Genomic DNA, 17,434 nt, shown 5'->3' on the forward strand with positions numbered 1-17,434 from the left:
AATAAGGCTAATAATTGGCAAAGGCATACAAAGAAACCCCGCTTAACAAACAGTATAACCAAATCAAAGCAAAGTACCCGGGCGCATTGCTGCTTTTCAGGGTTGGGGATTTCTACGAAACTTTTGGGGAGGATGCAATCCGTGCTTCTAAAATCCTTGGTATTGTCCTGACCCGCCGGAACAACGGCGGCGCCCACGAGGAACTTGCCGGTTTCCCCCATCATTCTCTGGATAATTATCTTCCGAAGCTGGTCCGCGCCGGTGAACGGGTTGCGATCTGTGATCAGCTCGAAGATCCAGCGCTCGCGAAAGGCATTGTAAAGAGAGGAGTAACCGAGCTTGTTACACCAGGTGTTTCTTACAATGACAATGTATTGGACATCCGAAAAAACAACTATCTCGCCGCCGTCCATGTGGGTGAGGGGGAGCTTTACGGCGTAGCCTTCCTGGATATTTCCACCGGAGAGTTTATGACATCGCAGGGAAATGCGGCCTATGTTGATAAAATGCTTCAAGGATTTGCGCCCGCAGAGGTTTTGTTCTGCAAAAAACACAAACAGGAATTTAATCAGCTTTTCGGGGGCAAATACCATACTTTTCAGCTGGAAGACTGGTGTTTCGGGTACGACTATGGCTACGAGCAACTGATCACCCATTTCCAGACCACCACTTTAAAGGGTTACGGAATCGAAACCCTGCCTATGGGCATTATCGCGGCCGGCGTAATACTTCACTATCTGAGGGAAACCGAGCATAAGGAAATTGCACATATCGGACGTATTACCCGTCTGGAAGAAGAGAAATACGTTTGGCTTGATCGGTTTACAGTGAGGAATCTGGAACTGGTATATCCGCAGCAAGAAGGCGGGATACCGTTAATTCAAATTCTGGACCAGACCGTCACGCCAATGGGTGCCAGGATGCTGAGGAAATGGATGGTGTTACCCTTGAAAGAGAAACTTCCGATCGAAGAGCGCCTCAATACCGTCGAGCATTTTTTGAACCATGAGGATTTGCACGAATCGGTTATCCAGTACTTAAAGCAGATTGGTGATCTGGAACGGCTTATTTCAAAGGTTGCTGTCCGAAGGATTAACCCGCGGGAACTGGTCCAGCTCAAAAAATCACTCAAGCAGATTGGCCCGATCAAAGATATTTTATCCAGACTTTTGCAAGAAGAGGAAAGCAAAGCTGGAAAGCCTGAAGGACCAAAAAAGACCTTGGCGCCAGCCCTGGCCATATTGAACAAGTATGCGGACCAGCTTAATCCATGTTCTTTTTTAATTGATAAGATCGAAACCGAGCTGCGCGAAGATGCGCCGGTACTCTCTAATCAGGGCAGGATGATCAAAAGCGGAGTGGATCCGGAGCTGGATGAGCTGCATGCAATTTCATACGAAGGCAAAGACTACCTCTTGAAACTGCAAAACAGGGAAATAGAACGTACGGGAATCGGTTCTCTCAAAATTGCCTACAATAAAGTTTTCGGATATTATCTGGAAGTTACCCACGTACACCAGAACAAAGTTCCAGCAGACTGGATCCGCAAGCAAACCCTCGTGAACGCCGAGCGCTACATTACGCCGGAGTTAAAGGAATATGAAGAAAAGATCATGAATGCCGAGGATAAGATAGCGGCAATCGAATTCAGGATTTTTAGTGAAATGATCCTTACAGCAGCGGAATATGTAAGCACAATCCAGCAAAATGCGGTGATTATTTCGACGCTGGACGCATTAAGTTCTTTTGCCGTTACGGCGCGCAAAAATATTTATGTAAAGCCTGTCATCACTGAAGGCAATGAATTGGATATCAAGGCCGGGCGCCACCCTGTGATTGAGCAGCAGTTGCCATTGGGTGAGAGTTACGTTCCCAATGATCTTTATTTGGATGATTCGACCCAGCAGATTATCATTATCACGGGTCCTAATATGGCAGGTAAGTCTGCCCTTTTACGCCAGACCGCCCTGATCGTCCTCATGGCGCAAATGGGAAGCTATGTTCCCGCCAAATCGGCTTCGATCGGCCTGGTTGACAAGATTTTTACCAGGGTAGGGGCGAGCGATAACCTCAGCCGTGGCGAAAGTACTTTCATGGTGGAAATGACCGAAACCGCCAGCATTCTGAATAACCTGAGCGATCGCAGTTTGGTTTTAATGGACGAAATTGGGCGAGGCACCAGTACCTATGATGGTGTTTCTATCGCCTGGGCAATCACCGAATATCTGCATAACCAACACGCCTGCAGGCCCAAAACGCTTTTTGCGACTCACTATCACGAATTGAACCAGCTTGCCGAAGACTTTCCGAGAATCAAGAATTTCAATGTGGCTGTGAAGGAAGTCGATAACAAAGTCATTTTTCTGCGCAAGCTCAAACCGGGCGGAAGCGCGCACAGTTTCGGGATACACGTTGCCCAAATGGCAGGTATGCCCCAGCCGATTGTGCTGCGCGCAAGCGAAATCATGCAGCATCTGGAAAAGGACCATGTTACCCAGGATCACAAGAAGCGGGTAAAAGAAGTGCCGAAGAATAATTTTCAGCTCAGTATTTTCGAGCCTGCCGATCCCAGGATGGAAGAATTGAAAGAGAAGTTGTCGCTGGTCGATGTGAATACGCTATCCCCCATCGAAGCACTTTTGAAATTGAACGAGTTTCAAAGATTGATCAAAAAATAACGCCAGACCATCATTTATTATCACCAATAATCTCCTGATACCTTTAATCTCCTGCTAGTTTCTATGAAAAATTCAACGCGTTTCCAATTGATGGCCATGATGTTCCTGCTCTATTTCATATGGGGGTCGTGGTATGGGCAAATGAGTAAATATATGTTTACCGCACTCCACGCAACTGGCAGCCAGGTGGGTAATGCTTATGCCGCTTTTTCAATTGCACAAATCATCGCCCCTTTTTTCGTCGGAATGATTGCCGACCGGTATTTCGCTGCTCAAAAGGTGCTGGGTGTCTTAAGTTTGGCGGGGGCAGTGCTTCTTTACTTTCTTTCCAATATTACCGACGCGGACCATTTCTTTGGGGTCATATTGCTTTACTGTGTGTCTTTCGCGCCGATGATGTCTCTCACGACTTCCATTGCGATGCAGCAGGTAACCAACTCTGAAAAAGATTTTCCAGCGATCCGTGTAATGGGTACTATCTCCTGGATTGTTGTTTCCAACATCATCGGATTTTATGGCTTTGGGGATAATGTGATGATTTTCAAGATTTCTATGGTTGCCTCCGCACTATTAGGCGTATATTCCTTTTTCCTTCCGGACACGCCGCCAAAGCCAAGCACGAAGACTTCGTTTGCGGATATTCTTGGTTTGGATGCTTTCAAATTGTTCAAGGACCGCTCTTTTGCCATCTTCTTTATTTCTTCGCTACTGATTTGTGTCCCGTTGTCTTTTTATTACGCAATGGCCAATCCGTCACTCACGGATTCGGGGATGACCAACGTAGAAAACAAAATGTCTCTTGGACAAGCATCAGAGGTAGTTTTTATGTTGTTGATTCCACTGGCTTTTAGTCGTCTGGGGGTAAAATGGATGTTAATTGTTGGATTGATCGCCTGGATTATACGTTTCATTGGTTTTGGCTATGGCGACGTAAACAACGAATGGCTGCTTTATCTGGCAATCGTTCTACACGGTGTTTGCTACGATTTCTTCTTTGTTACCGGACAAATCTATACGGATAGCAAGGCCGGAGAAAAATACCGTTCTTCTGCACAAGGCCTGATCTCCATTGCCACTTATGGTATTGGTATGGGAATTGGTTCCTGGCTGGCAGGTTTGGTAGCAGATATGTACACGGTGGGTGGTGTAAAAAACTGGACTAGTATCTGGATGGTACCGGCGGGTATTGCTGCAGTGGTTCTCGTATTATTCGTTCTATTTTTTAAAGACAATAAGATCAAGGCGGACGCATGAAATCTTTTATAACCATAGGCTTGCTTATTTTATCCAATGCATTTATGACGATGGCGTGGTATGGGCATTTGAAATTTAAGGAGCTTGGGTGGTTTAGCAAATTAGGGCTATTCTCCGTGATCCTGATCAGTTGGGGAATAGCTCTTTTTGAATATTGTTTTCAGGTACCTGCCAATCGGATTGGCTTTAAGGAAAACGGAGGCCCTTTTTCTTTAGTAGAGCTGAAAGTAATCCAGGAAGTGATTACACTGGTCATTTTCACCGTTTTTACGCTTATTTTCTTCAAAACGGAAACGTTCCGCTGGAACCATCTGGTAGGTTTTGTCTTCCTCGTGCTGGCCGTTTATTTTATTTTCCGTAAATAAAAAAACCTGTAATCTCTTACAGGTTTGAATCTTAATACCAGCTGTCGTCGTCGTCTCCCCGGCCCCAATCTCTTTTGGAGCCGCCGCCTCCTTTTTTATGGGGTTCGCTTTTACCGAAACGACCCTCGGACCTGGATTTATTGCCATATCCTCCACGGTCGCCACCACTATGACCACCCCGGTCGTTACCTCCGCTGAATTTTCTATCATTACCGCCTTTCGGTTTGTCATTGCCAAATCCTCCTCCGCCAAAGTTGCTCCTCTCACCGCTGCCTGCGGTACTGCCGGTATCGGGGCTGCTGGGCCTGGTTTCTCCGCCTTCGGCCGGTCTTGGTCTGCTGAAACCTTCTCTTTTGAAATCACCTCTTGGAGCGCCCGTCCCGCCATCAGTCCTCGGTTCTCTTTTCTGCGATTCGTTTACGACAAGAGCCCTTCCGTACATTTCTGCGCCATTCAACGAACTAATTGCCAATTTTGCTTCATTTTCATCGGGCATTTCAACAAACCCGAAACCTTTGCTTTGACGTGTGATCTTGTCAATTATAATTTTTGCGGAGCTCACTTTACCATATTTTTCGAAAGCTTCACGCAATTCGCTTTCCTTTAACTTAAAAGAAAGACTCCCAACAAAAATGTCCATGAAAACGCCTGTTTTTTGATTTTTAGGTTATAAATATATTTATTTTAGCTGATAAGCGACAACACTGTTCTTCATGAATGTCGGGATATAGACTATTTTTTTAACGGAATCATAACCAATATCGGCAGAATTGGTTTTATCGGCGCTCGTATCCAATAATTTTTCGGTTGTTCCGTCTGCTTTTACATAATAAACAACCCCTGCCCAGCAAGATACAATATATTCGCCAGGTACAACCTGTTCAATACCGTCCGTGCTTTTTTCCATCCCCTGCGCCAGGATTTTTATTTCTTTGGTTTTACTGACACTTTTCAATGTTCCGGCATCCGCTACCAGCAGATCGGAACCAACAGCTAGCAGACCATTCGGTCCGGTCAGGTTTTCAAGATAGGTCGATACTTTTCCATCCTTGATCAAATGTACCTTCTTCGTATTTGAATCGGATACATATATGTCTCCTTTTGAATCAATTGTAAGGTCATTCAGGAAGCTTGACCCTTCTACCGGATGTTTTTTGATGATTTTGCCGGTTTTTGTATCAATCTCAACTACCTCGGTTAAATCAGTTACGTAAAGCTTGTTACCCGCTACACCCATTCCTTTTGGCGCGTTAAGTCCTGTTATCCAGTCTTTTGTAATAATCTTTCCATCTAACCCAACCTTTGCGATTCCGCCCACACCATCTTTCTCGCCAGGTTTACCATCAATCAGGGCCACGTATAATACCTTATTTTTTGCACTGTACAAAACCGATTCAGGGATTGGGAGAGTAGCTTCTGTGGACCACAATGGAGTAAGCGTGTGCTGCGCGTGAGCAGCAAAAAAAGTAGAAGCGGATAAGAGTGATGCAAGCAGAATGTTTTTGGCTTTCATATGAGGTTCAGTTTGTACGATACAAGTTGATTAATTCCGGGTTGATATTTATTTCAAAGACGAAATAAAGTTTATTTACTTTTCCGAATCGTCGTTTTCGCGTCATCACAATAAAGCTAAATAAAAATGCCCCTACCTGTCTTGTGCCGTACTTTAATTTTTTTTAAAGTTTTAACCTGATGTCGTACACAAAATCACGGATGCCTGCAATACGGTAAATAGCGTCATTTCCGGTGAGCGGGTTGAGAAGATAAATATATTCCTCAGGCAGATCGCAGCGTGAATTTTGGAAATGGGCGGCAATGTTCTTTTTTAAAGTGTTGTCCCCAAATCCTTCACGGGTGCCGGGGCAGGCGCGGTGGTCCAATTGCCAGGGAGCTAACGGACCGGAATGTATGTAATATAAGTCCCGACGATTCAAACGTAGTAATGCCCAGTGCACGGGAATCTCGTCTATTTTGGTATTAGCGGTATGTTCTAATAAGGCAAGCGCCCGGCATTCCGAGGTTATAAATACAGAGAACGGGCTTGTGGTTACAGCGCCCGCCAAAAAGCCTGGCACCTTCGCCGGTAACGTCGCGTGCATATATATTTGTCCGACCGACCCGAAATCAGATCATAAGTGCTTCTGATGCTTATGAAAAGACGCAATCGTCGATCAGGCCTATCAGCTTCCTTACCTCACGTACTATATTCACTTTTTTCAAAACCAGTCGTCTGACTTTCTGATTTGTGAGAGGGGGAGTTGATGATGATGCTGGAAGACAATGCTGTAATAACCAATACACGGTTCGGGAAGAGACTTGCCACTAGAGCCGTCTTCTTCGAGGTTGAGTAGGGCTTCGGTTTGTATTTTTATGCACGAACGATTATTATATACTTTCGGTAATTCGAATTCATACTTTACCTAAGATAAAAAAATACCTCGCCGGCTGACGAGGTATTTTCCAAATTGGAACAGAAGTAATTATTTCTGTTTTTTTGATTTTTTCTTGGTGGTGACCACCGGCGCTTCTTTTACTTTGGTGAGATCGTTGATCCGGATATTCCTGAATTTCAGTTCCGATCCGTGGCCCAAAAATCCGAGGTGTCCGCTTGTGCGCTTTAATCCAGGGTGTTCCTTGTGATCGGCGGTCCCGTTTTTACTGGCCTCGGCAAGGTCGCCGTCCAGTATCACGGTCCCGTTCAGTGTGACTTTGATTTTGGAACCCTGAACCCGCACCTCTTCATAGTTCCACTCTCCCAGCGGCTTCAAAAATCCCCTTTTAGCAGGGATAATTCCGTACGCTGAGCCGTGATACTGATATTCATGCAAGTCTTTGTAGATATCCGCGTCGTTATCCAGGATCTGGATTTCGGTACCGACATACGCCGCATCACCCTCCATAGGCGTTCTGATGCCCAGCCCGTTGTTTGCACCTGGTGTCAATTGAAATTCAAAACGGAAATCGAAATCGCTGTATTCGTCTTTCGTGTAGAGGTTTCCTTTTCCGCCTTTCTTGGGATCAACGACCATCTCGCCATTTTCGATAAAATAATCGGTCTTGTTACCAGTCCATTCAAACATATTGGTGCCGTCGAAAAGTACTTTAAACCCTTCTTTTTTCTCGGCTTCTGACAAAGTAAAAGTTTCGGGGCGAGGGATCTCACGAACATATATATCACGATAATTGATCAGGTTTCCGTGTGCCTGTAATTCCAGTTGTTCGGTCGCGAAAATCGGCAGATTGCGGTCCCAATAGTTTTCGAGTACTACATTGTCGACCACATTTTCGCCATTTAAATCTACTGAAACGCGGTCGCCGATCATGGTTATGTGAAAAGTGTTCCAGCTTCCGATAGCATTGTCTGCAAGTTTTGTTGGTTTGCTTGGATTTTTCTGGTTGTTGTACAGTCCGCCGGATCCAACCTGCGCGCCTACGTCAACTCTGGCCGTATCCCAGATTTGGACTTGCGGTGTGCCGCGAAGATAAATCCCGGCATCGCCGTCCTTCTGGATTTTCCAGTCTACATACATTTCAAAATCGCCGTAGGGCTTAACGGTACAGAGGTTGTCGCCATGCCCCGAGAATACCAGCTCGCCATCTTTGGCATACCAGCCCGATTTAGCAACTTCATCGGCCTTTTTCTGTTTGGCCGCCAGTGTATCAGGGCTCATTTTACTCCGTGCAATCGGATTTTCAACCAGCCCTTTCCAGCCCGACAGGTCTTTTCCATTAAACAAAGAAACAAATCCTTCTCCGGCAGGTAATTCGGCCAGATGTTTGCGGATGGCTTCCTTCTGGTAATCGCTGTCCTTACCTGTCAGAACCGACGCAGCTTTCGTCAGCAATTCGCGAATCTCCGCGCTATAAAAGTTTTTGCTTGAAAGCCCGATACTCATTACTGCCTGGGCCGCTGCTTGTTGGGTTGCGGGGTTATCGAGGTATTTTCCGGCAAAAAGTAAAGCGTTAAAGGTTCTATATCGTGACAGTTCTTTCAGGACCGACTCCCTCTGAGCGTCTGTTTTGGCCAGGGCCATCGCATCACGCAACATGATCACTTTGATAGCCGGAGTTTTTGCCGACTTGGAAGCTGCTGCTATATATCCCGAAATAGCTGCATTAAAGTCATCTGGATCATTGGTTTTCGTGGCAATAGCCAGCAGATCATTTGCGGCACTTCCGTCATTCCAGGACGACAATGCGGCGATCGCACCTTTCTTGATTGAAGCATCGCCACTGTTATAAGCCGCAACCACTGTATTCAATGCTTTTCTGTCTCCAATGCTCGCGAATATGGCCAGATAGTTGGCCTGTTTATCAGCAGGAGATGCTTGCATTTGTTTCAGGATCAGGTCTGTTTGCGCGCTTGCGGTGCCCGACTCTTTCACCCCAGCCGTGACCGCTTTTTGAACGGCTGTAATTTCCTCAGCCGAACTCGCCGAATTCAGCAAGGTAAATAGTTGCGGAAGGTCTTTGCTGGTAGCAAGGGATTTTAATGCATTGAAAGCAGATTTCCTGACCTCCGGGTTGTTACTTTTCAATAAAGCCCAAACCGCCGGAAGTTTTGTATTGGCCTGTCTTGCAGCAATGACATCTATCACTGCCGACTGCGAGGTTGCCGGAAGGCTTGGTAAGACGGTGGTGATCTGGTCAACCACCCCAGCGCCTTTCGTGGTGAGCAGAGTACCTTTTACAACATTGACTTCTTCTGGATTGCCGGTTTTTAAAATCGGTATCAGACTCGCAACACTGCCTTCCTGTCCGATTTTGCCTGTTGCCCATATTGCGGCGGTTTTCACTTTGGGATCCTTGGAGCCCAGCATTTTCTGGATCTCAGGCAGTGCATCCTTCGATTCTGCGCGGCCAAGCATGGTGATTATTTCCGCCTGAACCTCCGGCTTACTTTTTTTCAGAGCAGTCACCCAGGGCCTGGCGCCATCGGCCATCAGATATTTTTGCCCAATCTTGAGTGCCGCAGCACGGTATTGCGGATCTGCACTTTGCATGGCACTCACCAGCATGGGTACCGATTCGCGTTTTTTGATATCCGCATACACTTTCAGTGCAGAAGAATGTGTCGAACTCTGTTTTGCATCAGGGGTATTCTTCAGCAAGGCCAAAGCCGATTTTTCAGCAATAGCCGCATGGTCGTTTTCCGCCAGCCGTCCCAGATATTTAAGATAAACAGCCGTAGCGTCGGCCTCATCGTAACCATAAGCCACTTTCTGGGCTGCCGAAGCCAGGACTGGCTCCGAAGAAGGTACTCCAATTTCGGAAAGCGCAAACAGACTTACCTTGCGCAAGTTAATCTCATTGCTTGCAGCCGTTTTTTCGATAACCCCCGCTGCCTCCTTGTAACGACTTCCTCCTAATGCTTCGGTAATGGCAATTTGAATGTTTCCCGATGCTCCGTTCAATGCTTCTAGTAAAGCTTTACCTGCGGCAGGCGACCCGATGCGCGACAGTGCTCTCGCAGCCGGACCTGATAATCTCTCATCTTTCAGGTAGGACTTCAGTACTTCTACCGACTCGTCTTTGCCAACTGTCTGAAGCTGGTAAATCAAAAAGTTTTTGCTGTCTGGGTCATTAACCTTGCCTAATGCTTCACCGTAGGCCTCGGCTGCATTTTTGCGCGCAGCTTCTTTACCGGCCTGGGAAGCGTAGTAAGTAAATCCGCCCAACGCGTACTGGATTTTTGTATTGTCGCCTTTGCCGGGCGGCGTCAGCATGGATGCGATTTGGACTAGTCCCGGCTTACCGAGCTGTTCAAGTGCCTCCATATTCTTTTTCAATCCAGCTTCATTCTCTGAAGGGACTTTTGAAAACAGTACTTCGATTTTGCTGGTTAGGGAATTATCTGTCTGGGCCTGAACCTGCAATGCAAGCAGCAGAGAAGCCGCAATGGTACAAAATGTCTTTTTCATTGGTATAAGCTGTTAGCTAATGGCTTTTAACCGTTTAGCTTTTTTAGATCTTGAATAAACGTATTTCATTTCCTTTAAATCGTCCAGGGGCCGCGCATGGGCTGGTTGATCAGGCGGTTTGCGCCTTCGTCGTCAATGAACTCCTGTTTCTCAGGATCGAATTTTAGAGAGCGTCCGAGTCTTAACGCGGCAAGGCCCATATTGACAATGGTACAGGAGCGATGCCCATTTTCTTCATTGAGGGCAAATTTTTTGCGGTTTTTAACGGCGTCCACAAAGTCGGTAACCTGAGGTTCTGGGTCGGGGAAGGCGGCTAATTTCTTTTCAAGGTCAGGAATGTCCGATTTAAAATTAGGGTAGAGTTTTCCTTTTGGCCCTTCGATATAGGCTACTTTTTCATCCTTGGCTTCGCCGTCCAAAACGATCTGGCAGCCATCGGCATAAGTATAAGTAATACGTCTCCAAGTTCCCACGGCCTCTGTGTGCTGTTGGGGCGCATCTACTTCCACACTGACCGGACTTGTATCGTCCTTTCCAAGGAAATATTGGATAGGATCAATGTAATGCTGGCCCATATCGCCTAGCCCGCCACCATCGTAGTCCCAATAGCCGCGGAAAGTCTGATGTACCCGGTGTTCACTATACGGTTTATATGGGGCAGGTCCGAGCCACATTTCGTAATCCAGTTCGGCCGGCACAGGTTGCGGCGCATTGTTTGTTTTGCCAACCCAATAGAATTTCCAGTCGAAACCGGTATGCTTGCTTACGGTCACTTTGAGCGGCCAGCCAAGCAATCCGCTTTGGACCAGCTTTTTGATTGGCTTCACAGTCGTTCTCATACCATAAAAATTATCTTCAAACCTGAACCAGGTGTTGAGACGGAAAATCCTTCCATGCTGTTGAACGGCTTCCACCAGACGCTTTCCTTCTCCAATCGTACGGGTCATTGGTTTTTCGCACCAAACATCTTTTCCGGCCCTGGCTGCGTCCGCTGCGATAATGCCGTGCCAGTGGGGGGGAGTAGCTACGTGAACAATGTCAACTTCCGGAAGCTGGATCACTTCGCGGTAATCGGAGAAGGTTTTAACACCCTTTTCAACCATTCCCACGGCTATTTCCAGATGCTTTTTATCCACATCGCACAATGCAACCACTTTTGTTCCGGCATAGGGAATGTGCCCGCGCCCCATGGAGCCGGTACCCACAATTGCTTTTGTAAGTTGGTCACTCGGGGCGAGGTAGCCCTTGCCTAGGACGTGGCGGGGCACAATTGAAAATGTGGCCAGCGTTGCCAGTGAACCTTTGATGAAGTTCCGCCTGGACGCGGACGTGCCTTTTTTTTCTTCCATTAGTTAAGGATGTTTAGGAAAATAAAAATTATTATTAAGTACTTGTGAAATTATGACAATATTTAGAATGTAGCAAAGCAAGCCTAGTTTGCTAACCTATAATGTCATAATTACTTCGGAATGGAACAACATTTCCCCTAACATTCCAAAAACAATCCGGGCTGATGATCAGAGCGGGATATTGCCGTGCTTTTTGCGGGGCAGTACATCTACTTTATTCTCAAGCATTTCAAACGCACGGATCAATTTCTCACGGGTTTGCTCCGGGTAAATGACTTCGTCGATATATCCCCGGTGTGCGGCACGGTAGGGGTTGGCGAATTTCTCGGTGTACTCTTTTATTTTTTCCTCCAATTTTTCCCGTGGGTTTTCCGCCTGGGCAATTTCGCGTTTGAAAATGATTTCGGCTGCTCCCCCTGCACCCATTACTGCTATTTCTGCGCTGGGCCAGGCGAAATTCATATCGGCGCCAATGTGCTTGGAATTCATTACATCATAAGCGCCGCCATAGGCTTTTCTGGTAATTACGGTAATCCGCGGGACGGTCGCCTCGCAAAAAGCGTAGAGTAATTTGGCACCGTTGGTGATAATTGCATTCCATTCCTGGTCGGTACCTGGCAAAAAGCCAGGCACGTCCTCTAATACGAGCAGCGGAATATTGAAACAATCGCAAAAGCGCACGAACCTGGCGGCTTTCTGGCTTGCGTGAATGTCGAGCACCCCTGCCAGCACAGCAGGCTGATTGGCGACAATGCCAATGCTGCGCCCGGCTATGCGGGCGAAACCAACTACTATATTTTCAGCAAAATGCTGGTGTGCCTCAAAAAAGCTATCTGTGTCGGAAAGTTCTGAAATCACCTCCCTGATATCATATGGCTGGTTAGTGCTTTCAGGGATGATATTATTCAATGCGGGCCGGGATTCGTCGGCGTGGGAATAAGGGTACCGCGGAGCTGTATCTTCGCAATTTTGAGGGATATAGCTAAGCAGTTTTTTGATGGACATAAGACATTCCACTTCATTGGGAGAAACAAAATGTGTAACCCCGGATTTGGAAGCATGGGTCATCGCGCCTCCCAGTTCTTCCGAACTCACCTCCTCATGGGTAACCGTTTTTACGACATTAGGACCGGTCACAAACATATAGCTGGTGTTTTCAACCATCAGAATAAAATCAGTGATCGCAGGAGAATATACAGCCCCGCCGGCACAAGGGCCCATTACCGCGGATATTTGAGGCACAACGCCGGATGCCAGCGTGTTTTTATAAAAAATATCGGCATAGCCAGCCAGTGACACCACCCCCTCCTGGATCCTCGCCCCGCCAGAATCGTTAAGTCCAATTAATGGTGCCCCGTTTTTCATAGCAAGATCCATGATCTTGCATATTTTTTCCGCGTGGGTTTCTGATAATGATCCACCAAAAACAGTAAAATCCTGCGCAAAAATATAGACGAGCCTGCCACTGATCTTGCCATATCCGGTCACTACCCCGTCGCCCAGGTAATGTTCTTTGTCCAATCCAAAATCGTTGCTGCGATGTAGCACGAACTTACCTATCTCTTCAAAAGTACCTTCGTCCAATAGAACAGAGATGCGCTCCCTGGCAGTTAATTTCCCTTTTTGATGCTGCGCCTGGATCCTTTTTTCTCCTCCGCCCAAATCGGCTTCACGATTTCTTTCATCTAAAAATGCTTTTTTTAAACTGGCAGCAGATACTGAATCCATGTAATACAGGCCGATATGGTTACTTTTGTTTTGAACGGTTTATAAATATAGTGTCAATTTACTGATTCGGGAAATTATTGGATTCTTATGCGGGAGATAGGCCGGTTGGTATTTATTTTAATGGGCCTTTTGGTGGCAGGTGAAAAACTTGTGTCGGCTCAATCAACGGGCGGCAGAAGTAAACTCGACTTTCTGCAATTGCCGGGACAGGCAAACAGTACCGCCTTAGGCACCAATCATATTACCGTCCCTGGCAACGATCCGGGGTTGTTTCTACAGAATCCGGCGCTTCTCGACAGTTCAAAAGCCGATCACGCTTCCCTTAATTTAATGCCGTACCTGGCCGATACAAAGTTTGTGAACCTGGCTTATGCGGATCACTTGGGGAGATCCGGGGGCGTTTGGGCGTTGGGACTTCAGTATATGAATTATGGAACGATGGTCGAGACGGACGATGCGGGAAATGTGATAGGGGAGTTTAGAGCAGCCGATCATGGACTTTCAGCAGGATATGCGCATACCATTGGAGCCTTCACACTGGGAGGGACTGCGAAGTTCGTTGGGGCGTCGGTGGAAGCTTACCACGTCTGGGGAGTTGCATTTGACTGGGGAGGCGTATTCAAGCATCCGGATGAAGAGCTGACCGTTGGGTTTGTGATCAAAAATATGGGTTTTCTGAAGCAGAACTATACAGGAGCAACTACACCTGCTTTGCCATTGGACGTACGTGCTGGTGTTACGTTTAAGCCGAAATACATGCCGATCCGGTTCTCTCTAACCGCCCATCACCTCAACAAATTCGATATGGTATACAATGACCCGGCGCTGTTCTATACCTATGACTTGTTGGGAAATAAAATGGCCAGGAAAGTCGGACTGGCTGAGAAATTAGGCAGACATCTTTCGATAGGAGCAGAAGCACTGGTGCATCGCAATTTTCATCTGCTACTGGGGTACGACCACCTGCGTCGTCAGGAATTGCGGCTGGCTAACAAAGGGGCTCTTGCCGGATTTTCAGTTGGTGCTGCTTTAAAGATCAAACGTTTCGATATCGTTTATGGAAGGGCTCAATATGTTCCCGGCTTTGGAAGCAGCTCGTTTTCCATTGTGATGAATTTCAAAAAAAGCGGTTAGCGATTTGAAAATCTGTTAACAACCATTCCTTTTTCCAGTTTTAAAAAATGGGTTACGCAGCCTGGAATTTCGTGGGGATAGTGCGAAACATAGATTAGAGTTCGCTCAGGGGTATCGCAAACCGCGTTGACCACTGATTTGAAATACTCGATAGATTCCGCATCCAATCCCTGGCAAGGTTCGTCCAGGATTAACAGTGGCGGATTTTTAACTAACGCTCTGGCTAGTAACACCATTCTTTGCTGGCCTTTGGACAGTTGTGAAAAATCCTTTTCCACCAGGTGTCCGACATGCAAAAGGGCAGCGACTTCTCTAACCCGCTCGATCTGCACTGCTGTGAGCTTTTTGAAAAAGACACCGGTAGCGTCAAAAAATCCCGATGCAACGGTTTTAAATACGGTAGTGTTTCGGGGGAAATAGAGGTGCAGTTCGGGAGAGACGTGTCCGATCTTTTGCTTGATATCCCATATGGATGCGCCAATTCCTCCCCGTTTACGATCAAATAAATCAAAATCATTTGCAAAGCGCTGTGGATTATCGGCCGTGATAATACTCAGCAGTGTGGATTTCCCCGAGCCGTTTGGTCCCGATAGTGCCCATTTTTCCCCTTTTGCGATTTGCCAGTTTACACGATCCAGGATGAGCTGATCATGGTATTTTACTACAATGTTCCGAAGGTCAAGTGCGAACCGGAAGTCTGTAAACTCAGGATGCCCAAAATGAGCCAGAGCCTGCGCGTCCGGCCTGGGCAAATCAAAGTGCTCTGATTTTGCCTTAAAATCATTTACAGCGGACGTTTCCCTGATTTTTCCGGTTTCGAGTTCCATTACGTGCGTTATACACGGCGGAATTTCGGCCGCTGTGGTCGCCATGACGATGGTTACACCTTCATTCGACAGGCTCGTCAGTGCATTTCTTAATACTTCTCTGGAATGTACGTCAAGACCGCTAAAAGCATTATCCAGCATCAGTATCCTGGGCTTTTTAAGCAGAGATTTTGCCAGTAACATTCTCCTTGTTTCCCCATTGGATAAGGTCACGAAAGCATGGTCTAGTAAATGCGTAATGGACAGCAGTTCACAAACCAGCCTGAGATCCTTTTCGCTTACTTTCGACGGTTGCAACTTCACAGACCTGTCATCAACCGTACCGACCGGTTTAAGCTGATCCGTAAGTATGGCCCTCACGGTTGGCGCGCGCTCGGCCTCATAGGCGTGAAAACGTTGCTGGTAGTACTCTGCTCCGGCACTGACGATGCGATTGAAAGAGTAATCATTGGAAACCAGCTCGACCCAGTCACGAATAGGGGCATTCAGCCCGTAGATGATTTTGCCTGAAAGTACGGGCCATTTGCCCGCAAGTATTTCAAGTAAAATTGTTTTTCCGGAACCATTCGGCCCGATAACCGCCCAGTTTTCACCAGGCTGAATCTCCCAGTATATATCAGAAAGAACTATAGAATCGTATTTGCGAACCGAAACGTTCTGGAGCGAAATGGGGGACATGCTTTTTGAAAACCGTTAATTGACTCAAAGTGACCGCAAACTAATCTTCGCCCAATAATTAAATGAAAAAAAATTAGCTTCATAGTCATTCAAAATTATACAAATAGTCATGGAAGCAGCTCCAAAAATTTCGACACAACAACATAATCTCAAAAATCTAACCTTATCAGGAGGGATATGCGGCCTTCTTTCGGTTGCGTCCTATCTCGTTATTGCATTTACTTCTTTATCCAACCAGATCACTTTTTTGCTCGCAATGCTGTTTCCCATTTTTGGCATTATACACTTGTTCGCTATCAAAGAATTGATCAATAAAGAAAATCCCTCTTATTTCAATGACCTGGGCTTTGTTTTTGGGAGTTTTGCATTCACCATTTGCGCGATTTTCTTATCGGCCCAACTGGCCGTTCAAAGCGAGATGGACTTTTCAGTAATCAAAGAGAATGTTGATAACCTGCGTGTCATCAAGGAGTCGGTCAGGCTGATCGATATGGGAATGGATGTAGCCTGGGATATGTTCATCGGTACTTTTCTGATCCTGTTCTGGTTAGGCACTCAAAAGGTTCCCGTTTTGAAGTTCTGGGGCCTTGCCTTAGGCTTAATGGGAATAGGGCTTATCGTGCTGAATGTGATGACGTTCCCGCTGCCACCAGCTGATAGCGGACTGTTTGATTTAGGGCCGTTTATCGCTATTACCCTTTTTGGCCTTGCCGGGCAGGTTTTGAGGTTAGGGATTTTGATGCAGAAAGGGCATTAAAAAGCGGAATACAGAATTCTGTATTCCGCTTTCCGGATATGTTTATTGATGAAGTTCCAGATTAAATTCTTTGATCATTGTGCCTGTAAATGCGGAAAGATCGTCGGTAGTACGGCTGGTAACCAAGCCATTGTTCGTAACTACTTCCTGATCGACCCAAATAGCCCCCGCGTTTTCGAGATCATGCCGGATAGAAGCGTAAGAAGTCAGCGTCCGACCCAGAATAACATCTGCATTTATCAGGATCTGCGGTCCATGACAAATCGCAGCGATGGGTTTTCCGGCAGAGAAGAAAGATTTTACAAAGTCCACCGCATGCTGGTTCATTCTTAAAGCATCTGTCCCCATTACGCCGCCCGGCAGCAAAAGTGCGTCGTAATATTCAGGTCTCGCCATATTGAGCGGCACATCTACGCCGAATTCTTCCCCCCAGTCCAAATGGTTCCATCCCTTGACCCAGTCCTTGTTGGGAGAGATCAAGTGAGTTGTCGCGCCGTTTTGATTTAGGACTTTTCTAGGGCAGGTCATTTCTACCTGCTCAAATCCATCTGCAACTAGAATTGCAACTTTGAATGAATTTAGTGACGGTTCCATGGATTGGAATTGTTATAAGGGTTAGATTATTTAGTCAAATAATTGTACAAAAATTATGCCAATTCTAAATTCAATCGTTTGCATAGTTCAGTTAAGTAAACTGTTGACGACAAGCCACAGGTGTGGATTCACTGCTTTTCCCCACGGGG

The 17,434-nt window shown here is 46.5% G+C and carries 13 protein-coding genes; 5 read left to right on the plus strand and 8 right to left on the minus strand.

Features of this window, described 5'->3' with window-relative positions:
* Positions 1 to 14 precede the first annotated feature (14 nt).
* The 3 genes from mutS (at position 15) to AC1XUF_RS10305 (ending at position 4,297) form a co-directional block, all read left to right on the plus strand.
* Positions 15 to 2,678, plus strand: a complete 2,664-nt coding sequence (mutS, locus tag AC1XUF_RS10295) for a DNA mismatch repair protein MutS (protein WP_483341694.1) — start codon at positions 15 to 17, stop codon at positions 2,676 to 2,678.
* Positions 2,679 to 2,741: 63 nt separating this feature from the next.
* On the plus strand, positions 2,742 to 3,932 hold the full coding sequence (locus tag AC1XUF_RS10300) for a nucleoside permease (RefSeq protein ID WP_483341695.1): 1,191 nt from the start codon (positions 2,742 to 2,744) through the stop codon (positions 3,930 to 3,932).
* Positions 3,929 to 4,297 (plus strand): DMT family protein, encoded by a 369-nt coding sequence (locus AC1XUF_RS10305; protein WP_483341696.1) that lies wholly within the window; start codon positions 3,929 to 3,931, stop codon positions 4,295 to 4,297. The genes AC1XUF_RS10300 and AC1XUF_RS10305 overlap by 4 nt, the downstream gene beginning before the upstream one ends.
* A 31-nt stretch (positions 4,298 to 4,328) precedes the next feature.
* On the opposite strand, the gene AC1XUF_RS10310 is transcribed toward AC1XUF_RS10305, so the two are convergent.
* The 6 genes from AC1XUF_RS10310 to AC1XUF_RS10335 form a co-directional block, all read right to left on the minus strand.
* Positions 4,329 to 4,937, minus strand: a complete 609-nt coding sequence (locus AC1XUF_RS10310; protein ID WP_483341697.1) for an RNA recognition motif domain-containing protein — start codon at positions 4,935 to 4,937, stop codon at positions 4,329 to 4,331.
* Between the two features lie 39 nt (positions 4,938 to 4,976).
* The gene (locus AC1XUF_RS10315) at positions 4,977 to 5,810 is read right to left on the minus strand and encodes a strictosidine synthase family protein (protein ID WP_483341698.1); all 834 of its coding nucleotides are present in this window, start codon (positions 5,808 to 5,810) and stop codon (positions 4,977 to 4,979) included.
* Between the two features lie 163 nt (positions 5,811 to 5,973).
* Positions 5,974 to 6,396, minus strand: coding sequence for an RES family NAD+ phosphorylase (locus AC1XUF_RS10320; RefSeq protein ID WP_483341699.1), 423 nt, complete (start codon positions 6,394 to 6,396; stop codon positions 5,974 to 5,976).
* Positions 6,397 to 6,777: 381 nt separating this feature from the next.
* Positions 6,778 to 10,218 (minus strand): 3-keto-alpha-glucoside-1,2-lyase-like domain-containing protein, encoded by a 3,441-nt coding sequence (locus AC1XUF_RS10325; protein WP_483341700.1) that lies wholly within the window; start codon positions 10,216 to 10,218, stop codon positions 6,778 to 6,780.
* 74 nt (positions 10,219 to 10,292) lie between these two features.
* Positions 10,293 to 11,567, minus strand: coding sequence for a Gfo/Idh/MocA family oxidoreductase (locus tag AC1XUF_RS10330; protein ID WP_483341701.1), 1,275 nt, complete (start codon positions 11,565 to 11,567; stop codon positions 10,293 to 10,295).
* Between the two features lie 168 nt (positions 11,568 to 11,735).
* Positions 11,736 to 13,295, minus strand: coding sequence for an acyl-CoA carboxylase subunit beta (locus tag AC1XUF_RS10335; protein WP_483341702.1), 1,560 nt, complete (start codon positions 13,293 to 13,295; stop codon positions 11,736 to 11,738).
* 87 nt (positions 13,296 to 13,382) lie between these two features.
* Here AC1XUF_RS10335 and porQ point away from each other — a divergent pair, with 87 nt between their 5' ends.
* Positions 13,383 to 14,429, plus strand: coding sequence for a type IX secretion system protein PorQ (porQ, locus tag AC1XUF_RS10340; RefSeq protein WP_483341703.1), 1,047 nt, complete (start codon positions 13,383 to 13,385; stop codon positions 14,427 to 14,429).
* Here the strand turns inward: porQ and AC1XUF_RS10345 are convergent.
* Positions 14,426 to 15,934: an ATP-binding cassette domain-containing protein gene (locus AC1XUF_RS10345; protein WP_483341704.1), complete on the minus strand. Its 1,509-nt coding sequence runs from the start codon at positions 15,932 to 15,934 to the stop codon at positions 14,426 to 14,428. The two genes, porQ and AC1XUF_RS10345, sit on opposite strands and share 4 nt — an antisense overlap.
* Before the next feature lie 109 nt (positions 15,935 to 16,043).
* Between AC1XUF_RS10345 and AC1XUF_RS10350 the strand changes: the two genes are divergently transcribed.
* On the plus strand, positions 16,044 to 16,691 hold the full coding sequence (locus AC1XUF_RS10350) for a hypothetical protein (RefSeq protein WP_483341705.1): 648 nt from the start codon (positions 16,044 to 16,046) through the stop codon (positions 16,689 to 16,691).
* Between the two features lie 42 nt (positions 16,692 to 16,733).
* Here AC1XUF_RS10350 and AC1XUF_RS10355 read toward each other — a convergent pair whose 3' ends face one another.
* Complete coding sequence (locus AC1XUF_RS10355) at positions 16,734 to 17,285, minus strand: type 1 glutamine amidotransferase domain-containing protein (RefSeq protein WP_483341706.1); 552 nt, start codon at positions 17,283 to 17,285, stop codon at positions 16,734 to 16,736.
* Between the last annotated feature and the right edge of the window lie 149 nt (positions 17,286 to 17,434).

It is taken from the genome of Dyadobacter sp. HNCC25DJ185 (assembly GCF_056895195.1).

Excerpts from the sequence above, each read along its gene's own strand:
- AC1XUF_RS10300 (WP_483341695.1), top strand. The coding sequence starts at position 2,742 with ATGAAAAATTCAACGCGTTTCCAATTGATGGCCATGATGTTCCTGCTC.
- AC1XUF_RS10305 (WP_483341696.1), top strand. The coding sequence starts at position 3,929 with ATGAAATCTTTTATAACCATAGGCTTGCTTATTTTATCCAATGCATTT.
- AC1XUF_RS10310 (WP_483341697.1), bottom strand. The coding sequence starts at position 4,937 with ATGGACATTTTTGTTGGGAGTCTTTCTTTTAAGTTAAAGGAAAGCGAA.
- AC1XUF_RS10315 (WP_483341698.1), bottom strand. The coding sequence starts at position 5,810 with ATGAAAGCCAAAAACATTCTGCTTGCATCACTCTTATCCGCTTCTACT.
- AC1XUF_RS10320 (WP_483341699.1), bottom strand. The coding sequence starts at position 6,396 with ATGCACGCGACGTTACCGGCGAAGGTGCCAGGCTTTTTGGCGGGCGCT.
- AC1XUF_RS10325 (WP_483341700.1), bottom strand. The coding sequence starts at position 10,218 with ATGAAAAAGACATTTTGTACCATTGCGGCTTCTCTGCTGCTTGCATTG.
- AC1XUF_RS10330 (WP_483341701.1), bottom strand. The coding sequence starts at position 11,567 with ATGGAAGAAAAAAAAGGCACGTCCGCGTCCAGGCGGAACTTCATCAAA.
- AC1XUF_RS10335 (WP_483341702.1), bottom strand. The coding sequence starts at position 13,295 with ATGGATTCAGTATCTGCTGCCAGTTTAAAAAAAGCATTTTTAGATGAA.
- porQ (WP_483341703.1), top strand. The coding sequence starts at position 13,383 with ATGCGGGAGATAGGCCGGTTGGTATTTATTTTAATGGGCCTTTTGGTG.
- AC1XUF_RS10345 (WP_483341704.1), bottom strand. The coding sequence starts at position 15,934 with ATGTCCCCCATTTCGCTCCAGAACGTTTCGGTTCGCAAATACGATTCT.
- AC1XUF_RS10350 (WP_483341705.1), top strand. The coding sequence starts at position 16,044 with ATGGAAGCAGCTCCAAAAATTTCGACACAACAACATAATCTCAAAAAT.
- AC1XUF_RS10355 (WP_483341706.1), bottom strand. The coding sequence starts at position 17,285 with ATGGAACCGTCACTAAATTCATTCAAAGTTGCAATTCTAGTTGCAGAT.